Source organism: Collinsella sp. CLA-ER-H6, from assembly GCF_040092305.1.
GTDB lineage: Bacteria > Actinomycetota > Coriobacteriia > Coriobacteriales > Coriobacteriaceae > Collinsella.
In genome coordinates, this window is the sequence record NZ_JBBNLS010000011.1 from 25,565 (window position 1) to 41,761 (window position 16,197).

The window sequence follows — 16,197 nt, forward strand, 5'->3', positions numbered from 1 at the left end:
GGCAAAAACATACCACGGGAGCGACCGTTTGCAATACCCTCTGACCGGCATCTTCATACCGTTCGCCGAGTATGCCAAGGTTTACTAAAAAATGCGCAGGTGGGGCCGTTGAGCTGCGCAAATGTTAGCTAAAGGTGACTTGAAATATAGGGCGATTGAGCGTGCTTGCGGAAACCGCATCCCATTATTTTGTCGAAAAACGGGTCGCAGTTTCCGGTTAGGCCCGCTAGCGGAAAATGCGAGCCGGTATCAGCTCTCAAAACGGGATACGGTTTCCGGTTGAGCCTTCAGACGGAAACTGCGACCCGGAATCCACGCTCAAACCGGGATGAGCTTTCCGCAAGACGGCCCCCAGGCACCCCCGGACGCAAACCTCAGCCATCTCTACATAGATCTCGATAGATTTGCCGAGAACTCAATCAGCGCATCTACCTGCGCATTTAAGAACCTAAACTCTTGGCAATAAGAAATCTTATATGAATTGACTTAGATTTTGTATATTCCGGCCCATAAGGGGATACACTACATCCTGAAAGACAAGCCGAAACACCGCTCGGCAGACCGCCGAGTCGGTGCAAACGCACAAGAGAGAGGGAATTTCTAATGAGTAAGATTCTTGGTATCGACCTTGGTACTACTAACTCCGCTATGGCCGTCCTCGAGGGCGGTTCTCCGACCATCATCGTGAACGCCGAGGGCGATCGCACCACCCCGTCCGTCGTGGGCTTCCGCGCCGACGGCGACCGCGTCGTGGGCAAGGCCGCTAAGAACCAGGCGGTCACCAACCCCAAGAACACCGTGTTCTCTATCAAGCGCTTCATGGGCCGCAAGTACTCCGAGTGCACCTCCGAGATCAAGACCGTGCCGTATGAGGTCAAGGAGGGCCAGGGTGGCCGTGCCGTCGTCGACATCGAGGGCAAGGACTACACCGCCGAGCAGGTGAGCGCCATGGTGCTCGCCAAGATGAAGGCCGACGCCGAGAAGTATCTGGGCGAGACCGTCACCGACGCCGTCATCACCGTCCCGGCCTACTTCAACGACGCCCAGCGTCAGGCCACCAAGGACGCCGGCAAGATCGCCGGCCTCAACGTCAAGCGTATCGTCAACGAGCCGACCGCTGCTGCTTTGGCCTATGGCCTGGACAAGCAGGGCACCGACCAGCGCATCCTGGTCTTCGACCTGGGCGGCGGCACCTTCGACGTCTCCATCCTCGACCTCGCCGACGGCGTGTTTGAGGTTCTGTCCACCTCGGGCGACAACCACCTGGGCGGCGACGACTGGGATCAGCGCGTCATCGACTGGATGGCCGATAAGTTCCAGCAGGAGAACGGTGTCGACCTGCGTCAGGACCCCATGGCCCTGCAGCGTCTGAAGGAGGCTGCCGAGAACGCCAAGAAGGAGCTCTCCGCCGCCCAGCAGACCACCATCAACCTGCCGTTCATTACCATGAACCAGTCCGGCCCGCTGCACCTCAACTACACGCTGACCCGCGCCGAGTTCGAGAAGATTACCCGCGACCTGCTCGAGCGCTGCAAGCAGCCTGTCACCAACGCCCTGCGCGACGCCAAGCTTAAGCTCTCCGACCTGACCGAGGTCATCCTTGTCGGCGGCTCCACCCGTATGCCCGCCGTCCAGGAGCTCGTCAAGACCATGACCGGCAAGCAGCCCAACATGTCCGTGAACCCCGACGAGGTCGTTGCCGACGGCGCTGCCGTCCAGGGCGGCGTGCTCACCGGCGACGTCGAGGGCATCCTGCTGCTCGACGTTACCCCGCTGTCGCTGGGTGTCGAGACCATGGGCGGCATCATGACCAAGATGATCGACCGCAACACCACGATCCCGACCTCCAAGACCGAGGTCTACTCCACCGCTGCCGACAACCAGACCAGCGTCGAGATCAACGTGCTCCAGGGCGAGCGCGAGCTTGCCCGCGACAACAAGTCGCTCGGTAAGTTCCAGCTGACCGGCATCCCGGCTGCCCGCCGCGGCGTGCCGCAGATCGAGGTTACCTTCGACATCGACGCCAACGGCATCGTCAAGGTCTCCGCTAAGGACAAGGGTACCGGCAAGGAGCAGCAGATCACCATTTCCGGCTCCACCGCTCTGTCCGATGACGAAGTCGATCGTATGGTCAAGGACGCCGAGGCTCATGCCGAGGAGGACAAGAAGCAGAAGGAAGAGGTCGAGGTCCGCAACCAGACCGACAGCCTGTGCTACTCCACCGAGCAGACCCTCAACGAGCTGGGCGACAAGGTTTCCGCCGATGTGAAGTCCAAGGCCGAGGCCGCTATCGCCGACGCCAAGAAGGCGCTCGAGGGCTCTGACGTCGAGGCCATCAAGGCCGCCGGCGAGTCCCTGCAGTCCGTGGCCTACGAGCTGGCCCAGGTTGTCTACGCCGACGCTCAGCAGCAGACCGACGGTGCCGCCGGTGCCCAGCCTGCCGACGATGACGTCGTCGACGCCGACTACGAGGTTGTGGACGACGAGGACAAGTAATCATGTCCGCCCGTAAAGCTCGCACGGAGGCGGCTGCCGCTGGCGCCGCCCCCGTTGACTCCGAGGAGAAGGACGTGAAGATTCCCGTAGAGGCCGTCGACGATACCGAGGCCAACGAGGCCGCGGCCGCCGAGGCTGCCGAGAACCAGGTAGAGGATTCCAACAAGGAGGCGACGATGACCGAGGACGAGATGGTGGAAGCCGCTATCCGCGCCGGTGAGGAAGCCGCCGACAACGACTTTAAGCTTAAGTTCGAGCAGGCTCAGAAGGAGCTTAACGACGTGCGCAACGAGCTTGATGCTGCGGCAGAGGCTCAGAAGGCCGCCGAGGACAAGGCAAAGGACGCCACCGAGCGCACCGCCCGTCTGCAGGCCGACTGGGAGAACTTCCGTCGCCGCACCGCAAACGAGCGTATCGCCGAGCGCGAGCGCGCGACCGAGAAGCTTGTCACCGCGCTGTTGCCGGTGATCGACGATATCGAGCGCGCGATTGACCATGCCCGCAGCCAAGAGCTTTCCGACGACTTTAAGCAGTTCGTCGATGGCGTTGACGCGGTTCATGCCAAGCTGCTCGATGTGTTTGCGCACGAGGGCGTTGAGCCCATCGACCCCAAGGGCGAGGCGTTCGATCCGCTCGAGCACCAGGCTGTGGGTCGCGTCGAGGACGCATCGCAGTACGACGAGACCGTCAACGATGTGTACCAGAAGGGCTACCGCATGGCGGATCGCATCCTGCGTTCCGCGATGGTGACGGTGACCTACGGTGGCGAGAGGCGCCCCGCACCGGAGCCCGAAGCGGCGCCCGAGGATGCTGCGGCCGATACGGCCGAGAGCACCGAGGAGTAATTGAGAAGGGCCCCGGGGCAACACCCGGGGCCCTTTCTGGCCTAGTGCCATATGAAAGCATGGGCCGTCGTCTGCATGGGCGGCGGACGTAACAGGAGAGGAGCTACGATGGCTGCAGGCAAAACCTTCTATGACATCCTGGGCGTATCCAAGAGCGCCTCCGACAAAGAGATCAAGAGCGCGTTTCGCAAGCTCGCGCAAAAATATCACCCCGATGCCGGCGGCGACGAGGCCAAGTTCAAGGAGATTAGCGAGGCCTACGAGACGCTTTCGGACGAGAAGAAGCGCAAAGAGTACGACCAGATGCTCATGTTCGGCGGCATGCCGGGCGCGGGCGGCGCGTATAGCGGTGGCTACGGCGCCGGTGCCGGCGCGAGCGGCTGGGGCGATATCTTCGACAGCATCTTTAGCGGCAACGGCGCCTGGGGCAGCGATTGGGGCTCGGGCTTTGCCGGGGCTGCGGGCGCTGCCGGTGCCGGCGCGGGTCGCAGCCGTGCTCGCAAGGGCGGCGACCTGTCGCTGACCGTCGATGTTTCGGCCGAGGACGCGTTTCGCGGCGTGACGCACAAGGTCACTTACCGCATTCCCTCGACGGGCGAGCAGCAGACCATTACGGTCTCGGTCCCCGCGGGCGCGGTCGACGGCGGCAAGCTGCGCTACAAACGTCGCGGCGAGTACGGCGTTGCGGGTGGCGAGCGCGGCGACCTGGTCGTGACCACGCATGTGGAGGAGCACCCGCTGTTTAAGCGCAAAGGTGCCGACGTGACCATGGAGGTACCGGTCTCGGTCTACGAGGCGGCGCTCGGCTGCACGGTTGATGTGCCCACGCCCGGCGGCGCGACGGTTCGTCTGAAGGTGCCCGCTGGCACCCAGACGGGCAAGAAGTTCCGCTTTAAGGAGATGGGTGCGCCCGACGTTAAGCACCGTGGCCGCACAGGCGCGCTGCTCGTCGAGATCAAGGTGCAGGTCCCCACGAACCTATCCGATGACGAGCGCGATGCCATGACCAAGCTGCGCGAGACCGACACACGCGACTATCGCGAGAAGGTCAACCGTTACAAGGCGACGTACTAGGGCGGTCGCGGCGCACGCCCGCGCCCACGGGCTTATGATGGACGATAACGAGACGGAAAGGGGTCAGGTAGCATGGCCGAGGACAATAGGAACAAACCGCTGTACATGATCAGCGTGGCGGCCGAGCTGACCGGCATGCACCCGCAGACTCTGCGCGTCTACGAGTCCAAAGGCTTGGTGAATCCCCAGCGCTCGGGCGGCAACACGCGTCTGTATTCGCGTGCCGATATCGAGCGCCTGGAGCTCATCAACCAGCTGACCGACGAGGGCATCAACCTTGCCGGCGTGGTGCGCATTCTCGATATGAAGGAGCGTGCCGAGGAGCGCGAGCGCGAGAACGAAAAGCTCCGCGCCCGCGTGCGCCAGCTCGAGGACGAGCTGCACGAATACAAGATGCAGAAGAAGATTACCGCCCTGGCCCCGCGCGACGGCTCAGTCAACCCCGAGCAAGTCATGCGCAAGCTTTTGGGCGCCGGAGGGGATTTGTAGTTACGCGGTTTTACCAAACCGCGTAACGGGCCGACGCTGCGCGCCGCCCAGAGCGACAATTTGTCATTCAAAAGGCAAGGCATGACCAGAAGGTCTATGCCTTGCCTTTTTCATGCCAACTTATTCGCTCTGGACGTCGCTCGCTGTCCGTCCTCTACCTGCGGCGTTGCCTTGCTCCGAATGCGGTAGTCATTGGGGACGTTCTTAAATGACTGGTCAAAGGGGACACTCTTGCGGCACTTGGCAGTTGAGGACGTTCCTTTTGTGCCGGCACTTTGGGACACTCCTTGTCAGAAGAGTGATGCAAGGTGCTCGTCCTTTACTTTATTGAGATAAAGTGAACGTGTAGATTCGTAACCCACTCGCAACCGTTCTATGGCACGATATTGAACGAATGTATGCTATGCACCCAAATCTTTTGGGCAGAGTGGGAGACAGTATGGTCAAGCTGTACGAGGACGGCATCTACCTGCGTAACGGCAGCGAGGTTGTGCCTGAGGCCGAGGCTGCCGAGCGCGGTATTACGCAGACGCCCGAGGATGCCAAGCGCGGCACCATCGCGTATTCGATCCTCCAGGCACACAATACGTCCGGCGACCCCGAGGCGCTCAAGATTCGCTTCGACGCCATGGCGAGCCACGACATCACCTTTGTCGGCATCATCCAGACGGCGCGCGCCTCGGGCATGGAGCAGTTCCCGCTGCCCTACGTGCTCACCAACTGCCACAACTCGCTGTGCGCCGTGGGCGGCACCATCAACGAGGACGACCACGTCTTTGGTCTCTCGGCTGCCAAGAAGTACGGCGGCATCTTCGTCCCGCCGCACATCTCCGTCATCCACTCCTTTATGCGTGAGAATTTCGCCGGCTGTGGCAAGATGATCCTGGGCTCCGACTCGCACACCCGCTACGGCGCTCTGGGCACCATGGCCGTGGGCGAGGGCGGTGGCGAGCTGGCAAAGCAGCTGCTGCGCGACACCTACGATGTCGCCTATCCCGGCGTCGTTGCCATCTACCTCACGGGCGCCCCGCGCCCCGGCGTTGGCCCGCACGACGTGGCGCTCGCCATCATCCGTGCGGTCTTTGCCAAGGGCTACGTCAAGAACAAAGTCATGGAGTTTGTGGGCCCCGGCATCGCGAGCATGACGACCGACTACCGCAATGGCGTCGATGTCATGACCACCGAGACGACCTGCCTGTCGAGCATCTGGGCCACCGACGAGGACACACACGCGTTTTTGACCATGCACGGCCGCGGCGACGACTACCGCGAGCTCAAGCCCGCCGATGTTGCCTACTACGACGGCTGCGTCGAGGTCGACCTGTCGAGCATCAAGCCCATGATCGCGCTGCCGTTCCATCCTTCCAACGGCTTTGAGATCGACGAGCTCAACGAGAACCTCGAGGACATCCTGCATGAGGTCGAGCTCGAGGCCGCCAAGATCGGCGAGGGCAAGACGCACTTTAGCCTGCTCGACAAGATCGTCAACGGCAAGCTGCACGTGCAGCAGGGCGTTATCGCCGGCTGCTCGGGCGGCAACTACGACTCCGTGGTTCAGGCTGCCCGCGTGCTCAAGGGCGCCAACACCGGCTGCGGCGAGTTCTCGCTGTCGGTCTACCCCACAAGCCAGCCCGTGGCGCTCGAACTTACGCGCCGTGGCTACATCTACGATCTTATGGAGGCTGGCGCGATCGTGCGCACGGCGTTCTGCGGCCCGTGTTTCGGTGCCGGCGACACGCCCGCTAACAACGGCCTGTCCATCCGCCACACCACGCGCAACTTCCCCAACCGTGAGGGTTCCAAGCCGGGCAATGGCCAGCTGAGCGCGGTGGCCCTGATGGACGCCCGCTCCATTGCGGCGACGGCTGCCAACGGCGGCGTCCTGACGCCGGCGACCGACCTGCCCGAGGAGACCTGGGACGAGGCCTGCGAGTACACCTTTGACGACGCGCCGTACAAGAAACGCGTGTACTGGGGCTTTGGCAAGGCTGAGCCGGCCGACGAGCTGGTCGAAGGCCCCAACATCAAGCCGTGGCCCGCGATGGAGCCTCTCGGCGACGATATCCTGCTCAAGGTGTGCTCCAAGATCATGGACCCGGTCACCACGACTGACGAGCTCATTCCTTCGGGCGAGACGAGCTCCTTCCGCTCCAATCCGCTGGGCCTGGCAGAGTTTACGCTGAGCCGCCGCGACCCGGCCTACGTGGGCCGTTCGAAGGAGGTCGACGCCGTAGAGAAGCGCCGCGTTGCCGGCGAGGTAGCAGGCGACCTGGCGGCACTCGATGCCGAGCTTGCCGGCGTGTTTGAGGCACTGGCCGGCGCGGGTGTCGCTGCCGACGCCAGGGCGACCGAGTACGGCTCCATGCTCTATGCTAAGAAGCCCGGTGACGGTTCTGCCCGCGAGCAGGCCGCGAGCTGCCAGCGCGTAATTGGCGGCCTGGCCAACATCGTCCACGAGTACGCCACCAAGCGCTATCGCTCCAACGTGATGAACTGGGGCATGGTGCCCTTCCAGATGGAGGCCGAGCCCAACTTTGAGGTGGGCGACTACGTCTTTGTGCCGGGTATCCGCGCCGTGCTCGACGGCGACCTAAAGGACATCGCCGCCTACGTAGTGCGCGCCGACGGTGCGGTCGAGCAGATTGAGCTCTACATTGCCGATATGACGGCAGAGGAGCGTGCCATCGTCAAGGCCGGCTGCCTGATCAACTACAACAAGTTCAAGGCCGCTGCCGAGTAACTCTGCTGTACGCCCCTGCCACACCTTTCCCTCGTGCTCACGCGCTTCGCGAGGGTCGCCCGAGGGAAAGGTATGGCCGGGGCTACCGCGACGTTCTCGTTGGGTCTTGAGGGACGCTAATAAATAGACTTGCTTGATGCCGCCTTGAACTGCCTCCCATTTCTTGGACATCGGGAAATGGGAGGTTTTCCATGAGTATAGACCTCAGGGTGAAGCACGACCTGGAGTCCAGGAGGCGGGCCGTCGAGCTCTTCGACGCCGGCGTCGGCTGCAAGCCGGCGGCCGAGGCCCTGTCCGTCCCCCGCGAGACCGTGAGAGAATGGCAGTGGGTATACCGGGCGTTCGGAAGCGAGGCGCTGCTGTCCATGGACGGGAAACAATCCAGTTACACATTCGAGCAGAGGGTCGCCGCGGCGTCGGCCGTGGTCGACGGCGGGATGGCGAAGGCCGACGCCATGGCCGAGTTCGGGATCAGGTCGAAGTCCCCGCTGGAGCGCTGGTGCAGGCTCTACCGCGAGGGCGGCGCCGAGGCGCTGCGGCCCCGCCCGAAGGGCAGGCCGAGGGGGTCGAGGTCGAAGCCCCGAGCCCGCACCCGCGAGCAGGAGCTCGAGGAGCGCTGCCGCAGGCTCGAGGCCGAGGTCGCCTACCTAAAAAAATTGCGCGCCCTGGTCGAGCGGGACGGGCTCTGACCAGGGCGGCGGCCGAGGCGGTGAGGGCGCTGCGCGCGGAGGGGCACTCCCTGCGCCACCTGCTGGAGTGCTCGGGGCTCAGGAGGTCGACCTACTACTACGCGCTGGCGCACCCGCGGAGGCCGACCAGGCCCGAGCTGCGCGACGCCGCGGCCGAGATATTCTCGCGCACCGCCAACGGCTGCGGGCACCGGCAGATAGCCATGTGCCTGCGCGCCGAGCTGGGCGCGGTCGTGGCCGACAAGACCGTGCTCAAGATGATGCGCGAGATGGGCATCCGGTGCGGGATACGCCGCCGGGGCTCCCGCCGCCGGTACAGCTCCTACAGGGGGCTCGTGGGAAGCACGTTCGAGAACGTCATCGCGAGGGACTTCGGCGCCGAGGGGCCGTGGCAGAAGCTCGGCACCGACGTCACCGAGTTCAAGGTGGCCGGCGCCAAGGCCTACTGGGCCCCGGTGCTCGACTTCTGCACGAAGGAGATCGTGGCGAGCGACATATCGACCTCGCCGGACCTCGCCCAGCAGCACAGGATGCTCGACCGGCTCCTCGAGGCCCTGCCCGACGGGGCGGCGCCGACCATGCACTCGGACATGGGCTGGCAGTACCAGCACGAGTCCTACGCCTCCAGGCTGGAGGGGGCGGGCATCACCCAGAGCATGTCGCGCAAGGGGAACTGCATCGACAACGCCGCCACCGAGCAGCTCTTCGGCCACGTGAAGGACGAGTTCTACCGCGGCAGGGAGTGGGGCAGCTTCGGGGACTTCAAGCGCGACCTGGAGGAGTACATAGCCCATTGGAACACGCGGCGCAGGCAGGTAAGATTGAAGGGCCTGACGCCGGAGGAGTTCCGGGACCGGGCCCTTGCGGCGTAGTCGCTATTTATTCAGTCCAAGTTTCGGGGCGCAGTTCACCTCTGTTATCGGGGCGGTTTCTTTTTGTCGAAAACCACCACGAAGGGGACAGGCACCTTTGTGGCGGTCCCGTTTGTCTCGACCTGTAACATCTGGGCCCCTATTTGACGAGCGGTTGTTACAGATTGAGACAAACGATCGCCGCTGATCATTTCATCTCAATCTGTAACATCTAAGATCGAAAAGAGCCGCTAGATGTTACAGATCGAGACAGTCGAGTGCCAGAGTCGAAAACCACTACAAAGGGGCCTGTCCCTTTCGTGGTGGTGGGGCGAGCTCGATGCTGCCGTGCTCGTTGAACGACATTCTAATGAGCGTCTCTACAGAATTTCATCTGGGCTGGCGGGTTTGGTTGTTTTGGGGATGCCGAGTTTGGATGACGCGAAATCGTCAACATTGTCCTTAATTCCGTCTTTGGTGTAGACGGTGACCATATAGGTGCTGTGTCCGAATTCGCCCTTGTCGCGTGTTGCCCAGGCATCCCAGTAGGCGGCCCTGTTTCGCCCTTTGATTTTTCCGACACGGCGGAGTTCTGTTCGCTTTAATTTCTGGTTGCTATAGATGGTTCGACCGGCCTCCTCGGTGAGCCCGCACTGTCCAAGCATCTTGTCGAGGACTTGGTTCATGTGGCGCTCATCGGTGTTTGGTGCGTAGTCGTAGGCAAGGCCGATGGAGTCGAGTGGCTGGTCGTCGATTAGATAGTTTAGCGCCTGAGGTCCAAGGCAGAAATAGGGGGAGCATCCGTCGATCTGACCGAGCAACGGTAACTTGGACTGCCAAAGTCCGGTGGGAATTGCATATTCGTAGAACACGCCACGGCAGACAAAGGAGAGCGAGGTGGCACGCGAGCCGGCGTCGATCATCCCGCAAAGATCGAAGGGCGAGGCGATACCAAAAGAAAAGGGCGTGATGACGATAAGGAAGAGCATCACGATGGGTATGGCGAGAATGGCGATGACGTTGCGACCGGTGGAATGAGGCGGCTTCATATGCGCTCCTCGAGACAAAGATCTGTTGAGGATAGGCAGAAATGGATATGTTCAGAGAACAATTCAAGTTTAATCTCATGGCGCGAGATAGTCGACCGTTAGCGTCGAAAACCACCACAAAGGTGCCTGTCCCCTTTGTGGTGGTGAGGAGCGCGCGGCTTCTTTTGGTAATAGTGTTAGCTGGCGGTATCATTAGTGAAGGTGGCGAAGGTTTGCATTGTGGGGTGTTTTGCCGTGAGCCGTTCTGCCCGTATTGGATTGATTGTCTTGGCGCTTGCGATCGCTGTGGTTGGCGCGGGCGCTGTCGGTATGGCATTTCTACCTGCTGCGGTGACGGAGCCGGTAGTCAAGCCTGTGACTCAATCTGTCGAACTTCTGACCGGCGACGACAAGCCCGAGGCCATTACCGTTGATTTTGATGAGCAGCCGGCTGTGCTGGGTATTAGCAATTATCCGCGTATTCAGCTTGGGGCCATGCGCTATACCACGGATACAAGCCTGATCGATAGGGCGTCCGAGCTACTCAAGGGCAAAACCTTTAAGCGCTGGTACGGATATGCGTCCTATCGGGCAAAAGCGAACGACATGGTTGGCGGATGCCACTCTTCCATCGAGCTGGACACTGCAAACGGCGCAAAGTTGTGTGATGTCTCGTACGATCCGGGCTACGAGGGCAATGAGGGTCCGGGCATCTACATCATGGACGGCGATGTCGCCTATGTCATGGAGGGCGACCAGACCGAGCTCAACGATTTTATGGGTCAGTGTATCCAAGATGCCTATAAACAGACCTGCTTGCCTGACCCGCAGACTGCACGCGATAGTGGGTCTGCCCGTACATGGCTGTTCGAGGATGAGATGCTCTGGACCGTCGAATCGGGAAGTATGGGTTCGGCGAAGGAGTAGAGACCGCGACCACCACAAAGGTGCCTGTCCTCTTTGTGGTGGTTTTCGGTCTGTCTCGATCTGTAACATCTTGGCCGCTAAAAGTGGGCCTGGTGTTACAGATTTAGATTTTCGATTCAGGTGTCTTCTGTTCGTCTCGATTTGTAACAGATAGAGCCCTATTTGCCGATTAGATGTTACAGATTGAGACAAACGGGCGCCGCTGAACAATTCGTCTCGATCTATAACATCTGGAGCCGGAAACGGTCGATAGATGTTACAGATTGAGATAGTTAGGGGACGAGGCCGCAGCGGGCGAGCGTGCCTGCCCCCTATCACTTAATCACTCAGAAAATCTTATATATAGAGACTTAGATTTGTGTATAAGATTGTACAAAGCTGGCAACAATACTTCTCGAACAACGTGAAGCCGCCCCGTAGGGCGGCCGCCCCAAGAGAGGTGATTCCATGAGAATCGATAAGCTAGCAATGACGTCGCGCGAGGCGTTGCAGACCGCCATGAGCACGGCTGCCGACGCGCAGGCCGGCGCGGTGGAGCCGATTCACCTGCTGTCCGCCTTACTCGGTGCCGGCGAGCGCAATATATCCGTGATCATCGAGCGCATCGGTGCCGACCCGGCCCAGCTCGCGCGTTCCACGCAGGATGCCATCGACCACGCGCCCAAGGTTTCGGGCGAGGGTCAGCAGATGGGCCTGTCCAACGAGCTCGTTCGCGTCATCGAAAAGGCCGAGAAGAAGGCCACCAAGATGGGCGACAGCTTTGTGGTGACCGAGCATCTGCTGATGGCACTTGCCGAGGACAAGGGCGAGGCGGGCCGCGTGCTGCGCGACGCCGGCGTCACAAAGGAGCGCATCGAGCAGGTCTACGAGGAGCTGCGTGGCGATGACCGCGTGACGTCTGCCGAAGACAAAACCCAGTTTGAGGCGCTGGAGCAGTACGGCCGCAACATCTGCGACCTCGCCCGCGCCGGCAAGCTCGACCCGGTCATCGGCCGTACCGACGAGATCCGCCGTACCATCCAGGTCCTGTCCCGTCGCACCAAGAACAACCCCGTGCTCATCGGCGAGCCGGGCGTCGGCAAGACGGCCATCGTCGAGGGCATCGCCCAGCGTATCGTGGCCGGCGACGTGCCGAGCACCCTGCGCGACCGCGACCTCATCGAGCTCGACATGAGCGCGCTGGTCGCCGGCGCCAAGTACCGTGGCGAGTTCGAGGACCGCTTGAAGGCCGTACTCAAGGAAGTCCAGAAGTCCGAGGGCAAGGTCATCCTGTTCATCGATGAGCTCCACACCATCGTGGGCGCGGGTGCCACCGAGGGCTCCATGGACGCCGGCAACATCCTCAAGCCGGCGCTCGCCCGTGGCGACCTGCACGCGATCGGCGCGACCACGCTCGACGAATACCGCAAGTACATCGAGAAGGACGCGGCGCTCGCCCGTCGTTTCCAGACCGTTATGGTGAGCGAGCCTACCGTCGAGGACACCATTTCGATCCTGCGTGGTCTGAAGGAGAAGTACGAGATCTTCCACGGTGTGCATATCACCGATAGCGCGCTCGTGGCAGCTGCCGACCTCTCCGATCGCTACATCGCCGACCGCTTCCTGCCCGACAAGGCCATCGATCTGGTCGATGAGGCGGCAAGCCGCCTGCGCATGGAACTCGACAGCATGCCGGTCGAGATCGACGCCACCACGCGTCAGCTCACTCAGCTGCAGATCGAGGAACAGGCGCTCATGAAAGAGACCGATGACGCCTCCAAGGAGCGTCTGGAGGCCCTGCGCCAGGAGATTGCCGAGGTCCAGGAAAAACTCAACGTGCAAAAGGCCGGCTGGCTCAACCAGAAGAACGCCATCGACCACGTGCAGGAGCTTAAGAGCCAGCTTGACGAGGCCAAGAGCGAGGAGGAGCGTGCGACGCGCAACGGCGATTTGGGTCGTGCGTCCGAGCTGCGCTACTCCGTGATTCCGGGCCTGCAGCAGCAGATTCAGGATTCCGAGGCCGCGCTCGAGGCGCAAAAGCAGCAGGACGGCGAGGGCCTCAACGAGCAGGTGACCTCCGATGAGATCGCCGAGGTCGTGAGCGCCTGGACCGGCGTGCCCGTGTCCAAGATGATGCAGGGCGAGCTCGACAAGCTGAAGGGCCTGGAGGGCGAGCTGCATAAGCGCGTCATCGGCCAGGACGAGGCGGTCTCCGCTGTCGCCGCGGCCGTGCGTCGCAGCCGTGCGGGTCTCTCCGATCCGGACAAGCCCATCGGCAGCTTCTTCTTCCTGGGCCCCACCGGCGTGGGCAAGACCGAGCTCGCCAAGGCGCTGGCCGAGTGCCTGTTCGATGACGAGCGTGCGCTCGTGCGTATCGACATGTCTGAGTACATGGAGAAGTTCAGCGTCCAGCGTCTGATCGGTGCGCCTCCGGGATACGTGGGCTACGACGAGGGCGGCCAGCTCACCGAGGCCGTGCGCCGTCGTCCGTACTCCGTGATCTTGCTCGACGAGATGGAGAAGGCCCATCCGGATGTTTTCAACGTGCTGCTGCAGGTGCTTGACGACGGCCGTCTGACTGACGGTCAGGGTCGCCAGGTGTCCTTCAAGAACACGATCATCATCATGACGTCTAACGTGGGTTCCAAGGCCATCGCCGAGCTTTCCGGCAAGGACGAGGAGGAGATGCGCCATCAGGTCGACGCTGCCATGGCTCAAACCTTCCGCCCCGAGTTCCTCAACCGTATCGACGATATCGTGGTGTTCCATCCGCTCGGTATGGCGCAGATCGAGAAGATCGTCGACATCCAGCTCGCCGACGTCCGCGCGCGTCTGGCCAAGGAGCGCATGACGCTTGCCATCACCCCGGCGGCCAAGCAGATGCTCGCCGTGGGCGGCCTGGACCCGGTCTTTGGCGCCCGTCCGCTCAAGCGTCTGGTTCAGCGCGAGGTCGTGGATGCCATCGCCGTCGCTATCATCGACGGCACGGTGCGCGAGGGCGATCAGGTGACGGTCGATGCCGACAAGGACGGCGGCTTTACCGTCGTGTGCGACAACACGCCGGCGGCCACCTACGAGGTCCCCGACGCCGAGTAGATTTATGGGACATGCCTTAAAATCTGCCAGCCGTCTCTAAACGCCAAGGGCGGCGGATCCAATTGGGTCCGCCGCCCTTTTTCGTGCGACAATCGATAATGTTGAACGGATGCGATGCAAGGAGCTATGCAGATGAAAGACGAAATCAAGACAAGTGCGCCGGCGACCGATGCCGCACCCGCCGCACCCAAGCCTGTGCCTAAGCCGGCACCCAAGCCGCGCGACCCCTACATCCGTGCCGAGAACGAGGACGACGACGGCTACGATCCCTACAGCGATCGCCGCCCCGAGCGCGAGCCGCTGTTCGAAGCCGACCCCTGGCGCTAGTTGCATCAAGTAGCTAATTTGGCGATGATTTTCTGGGACGGGTAGTCAAAAAAGTCCCGTCCCAAATCGACTGTCCAGGGAGTCGCATTCGAGCTTGGTTGTCCTCTCAGCCACTCGGCATCCTTCGAGCAGTAATAGTGAAAAAACTTGCCTAAGTGTTAATCAAGTCAGACATAATCTTGCTCTCTAATTAATCAAGAATCGCTATAATTTTGATTAGCTAGAGAGCAAGATTGGAGAATCATGGCATTCAACGACTTGATCGCCCAGAAAATAAAGGACTTTGAACAGCAGGGGGTTCCGCAGGTCTTTGAGCGAGACCTTGATCTAGGAAACCCACAGGAGCCAAAGCGCGACAACATCGTAAATGTGATTGTGGGGGCCCGCCGTTGTGGAAAGACGTATCGCCTGTATCAGGAGATGCGGCGGCTTCAGAGCCGGGGCGTCGAGCTTGACCGGATGCTTTACTTCAATTTTGAGGATGAGCGCTTGCGCCCGTATGAGCCATCGCTGCTGGCGGACGTGCTCGACACGTTCTATGCGCTGTATCCTGTTGCTCGAACCGAGGGCGCTTACATTTTCTTTGACGAGATCCAGGAAATCCCCGAATGGGGTGCGTTTCTGCGGCGTGTAGTCGATACGGAGAAAGCGACCGTCTATGTGACGGGATCTTCTTCTAAGATGCTGTCCTCAGAACTTAAGAGCGAGTTCAGGGGTCGTTCCCTTGTGCGAGAGCTTTTTCCGTTGAGTTTTTCGGAATACGTTCGATATAAGACGGGGAGCGTTCTCGAGTCAGATGCGACCTTTTCCCCGAGCGATGCAGCGCTGCTTCGACATCATCTGATCGGGTATCTTGAACAAGGGGGATTCATCGCGACACTTGAGCAGAGGCCTGCAGACGCGATTCAGCTGCTACAGGAATATGCTTCGCGAACGGTCGCCATGGACGTCGTTGAACGTTACGACGTCAAGAACCCTCGCCTGGCATCGCTGTTCTTGACGCGGTGTATGGCATCTTCGGGACGAGAGCTGTCAGTGAACAAAGTGTACAACGAGTTCAAGAGCAGACAGATACCCGTCAGTCGTAATTCGCTCAGCGACTTACTTGAGTATTATGAGGACGCCTACCTGTTATTTTCTGTGCCGGAGTTCACGCGTTCACTGGCAAATAACATGCGGTCTGCGTCTAAGGTCTACGCTGTCGACCCTGCGATGTTTGGAGCATTCTCTCCCGCATCGGCATTGGACCAGGGCCAGAGGCTCGAGACCGCAGTGTTCAATGCGCTAAGAAGAAGGACTCCCGCGGTGAGGACCGGCTCGGTCTGCCGCCTGCTAATCAAAGAGAAGAGCAAAAGCCATGAGGTGGACTTTGTGGCTGGGGATGCGCTTCTCATGCGGGCTTATAGCCTGATTCAGGTGAGTGCGGATATGGCAAGTGAGAAAACGCGCGAGCGCGAAATTGCCGCGCTTGATGCCTCGATGGCCCAGTTTGATCTTGGCGAGTCGGCAATCGTTACCATGGATGAACAGACCGATATTCCATGCGAGCACGGTGTGGTACACGTTATGCCCGCATGGAAGTGGCTCCTTGCCTAATCATCTATGGTCCTGTGGGGTCAGGACCTCCTGGCTCCTTCATCACGGTTGGGGAGCACG

At 61.1% G+C, this 16,197-nt stretch carries 12 protein-coding genes; 11 read left to right on the forward strand and 1 reads right to left on the reverse strand.

From position 1 onward, the window contains the following. Positions 1-603: 603 nt before the first annotated feature. The 7 genes from dnaK to AAAX77_RS06195 all read left to right on the forward strand — a co-directional run bounded on the left by dnaK (position 604) and on the right by AAAX77_RS06195 (position 9,205). Positions 604-2,496 (forward strand): molecular chaperone DnaK, encoded by a 1,893-nt coding sequence (gene dnaK, locus AAAX77_RS06165; RefSeq protein ID WP_349105313.1) that lies wholly within the window; start codon positions 604-606, stop codon positions 2,494-2,496. A gap of 2 nt (positions 2,497-2,498) precedes the next feature. Beyond that, positions 2,499-3,341: a nucleotide exchange factor GrpE gene (locus tag AAAX77_RS06170; protein ID WP_349105315.1), complete on the forward strand. Its 843-nt coding sequence runs from the start codon at positions 2,499-2,501 to the stop codon at positions 3,339-3,341. 108 nt (positions 3,342-3,449) lie between these two features. Next, the gene (locus AAAX77_RS06175; protein ID WP_349105317.1) at positions 3,450-4,415 is read left to right on the forward strand and encodes a DnaJ C-terminal domain-containing protein; all 966 of its coding nucleotides are present in this window, start codon (positions 3,450-3,452) and stop codon (positions 4,413-4,415) included. A 72-nt stretch (positions 4,416-4,487) separates the two neighbouring features. Beyond that, a complete protein-coding gene (locus tag AAAX77_RS06180) occupies positions 4,488-4,904 on the forward strand; it encodes a helix-turn-helix transcriptional regulator (RefSeq protein ID WP_006235210.1) in 417 nt (138 codons plus the stop codon). Positions 4,905-5,343: 439 nt separating this feature from the next. Further along, positions 5,344-7,644, forward strand: coding sequence for a hydratase (locus AAAX77_RS06185; RefSeq protein WP_349105318.1), 2,301 nt, complete (start codon positions 5,344-5,346; stop codon positions 7,642-7,644). A 191-nt stretch (positions 7,645-7,835) separates the two neighbouring features. Then, positions 7,836-8,333: a helix-turn-helix domain-containing protein gene (locus AAAX77_RS06190; protein ID WP_271743999.1), complete on the forward strand. Its 498-nt coding sequence runs from the start codon at positions 7,836-7,838 to the stop codon at positions 8,331-8,333. Positions 8,334-8,353: 20 nt separating this feature from the next. Next, a complete protein-coding gene (locus AAAX77_RS06195) occupies positions 8,354-9,205 on the forward strand; it encodes an IS3 family transposase (RefSeq protein WP_349105319.1) in 852 nt (283 codons plus the stop codon). 359 nt (positions 9,206-9,564) lie between these two features. On the opposite strand, the gene AAAX77_RS06200 is transcribed toward AAAX77_RS06195, so the two are convergent. Continuing rightward, positions 9,565-10,233: a hypothetical protein gene (locus tag AAAX77_RS06200; RefSeq protein WP_349105321.1), complete on the reverse strand. Its 669-nt coding sequence runs from the start codon at positions 10,231-10,233 to the stop codon at positions 9,565-9,567. Positions 10,234-10,452: 219 nt separating this feature from the next. On the opposite strand from AAAX77_RS06200, the gene AAAX77_RS06205 reads away from it, so the two are divergent. From AAAX77_RS06205 to AAAX77_RS06220, 4 genes are all read left to right on the forward strand, one after another. After that, on the forward strand, positions 10,453-11,139 hold the full coding sequence (locus tag AAAX77_RS06205; protein ID WP_349105322.1) for a hypothetical protein: 687 nt from the start codon (positions 10,453-10,455) through the stop codon (positions 11,137-11,139). 447 nt (positions 11,140-11,586) lie between these two features. Then, positions 11,587-14,214, forward strand: coding sequence for an ATP-dependent chaperone ClpB (gene clpB, locus AAAX77_RS06210; RefSeq protein ID WP_349105323.1), 2,628 nt, complete (start codon positions 11,587-11,589; stop codon positions 14,212-14,214). A 132-nt stretch (positions 14,215-14,346) separates the two neighbouring features. After that, positions 14,347-14,541 (forward strand): hypothetical protein, encoded by a 195-nt coding sequence (locus tag AAAX77_RS06215; protein WP_226790497.1) that lies wholly within the window; start codon positions 14,347-14,349, stop codon positions 14,539-14,541. Between the two features lie 243 nt (positions 14,542-14,784). Then, positions 14,785-16,137, forward strand: coding sequence for an ATP-binding protein (locus AAAX77_RS06220; protein ID WP_349105324.1), 1,353 nt, complete (start codon positions 14,785-14,787; stop codon positions 16,135-16,137). Positions 16,138-16,197: the final 60 nt, after the last annotated feature.

What these genes read in the sequence shown, in the direction of transcription:
- dnaK (WP_349105313.1), top strand. Translation starts at nt 604, where the DNA reads ATGAGTAAGATTCTTGGTATCGACCTTGGTACTACTAACTCCGCTATG.
- AAAX77_RS06170 (WP_349105315.1), top strand. Translation starts at nt 2,499, where the DNA reads ATGTCCGCCCGTAAAGCTCGCACGGAGGCGGCTGCCGCTGGCGCCGCC.
- AAAX77_RS06175 (WP_349105317.1), top strand. Translation starts at nt 3,450, where the DNA reads ATGGCTGCAGGCAAAACCTTCTATGACATCCTGGGCGTATCCAAGAGC.
- AAAX77_RS06180 (WP_006235210.1), top strand. Translation starts at nt 4,488, where the DNA reads ATGGCCGAGGACAATAGGAACAAACCGCTGTACATGATCAGCGTGGCG.
- AAAX77_RS06185 (WP_349105318.1), top strand. Translation starts at nt 5,344, where the DNA reads ATGGTCAAGCTGTACGAGGACGGCATCTACCTGCGTAACGGCAGCGAG.
- AAAX77_RS06190 (WP_271743999.1), top strand. Translation starts at nt 7,836, where the DNA reads ATGAGTATAGACCTCAGGGTGAAGCACGACCTGGAGTCCAGGAGGCGG.
- AAAX77_RS06200 (WP_349105321.1), bottom strand. Translation starts at nt 10,233, where the DNA reads ATGAAGCCGCCTCATTCCACCGGTCGCAACGTCATCGCCATTCTCGCC.
- clpB (WP_349105323.1), top strand. Translation starts at nt 11,587, where the DNA reads ATGAGAATCGATAAGCTAGCAATGACGTCGCGCGAGGCGTTGCAGACC.
- AAAX77_RS06215 (WP_226790497.1), top strand. Translation starts at nt 14,347, where the DNA reads ATGAAAGACGAAATCAAGACAAGTGCGCCGGCGACCGATGCCGCACCC.
- AAAX77_RS06220 (WP_349105324.1), top strand. Translation starts at nt 14,785, where the DNA reads ATGGCATTCAACGACTTGATCGCCCAGAAAATAAAGGACTTTGAACAG.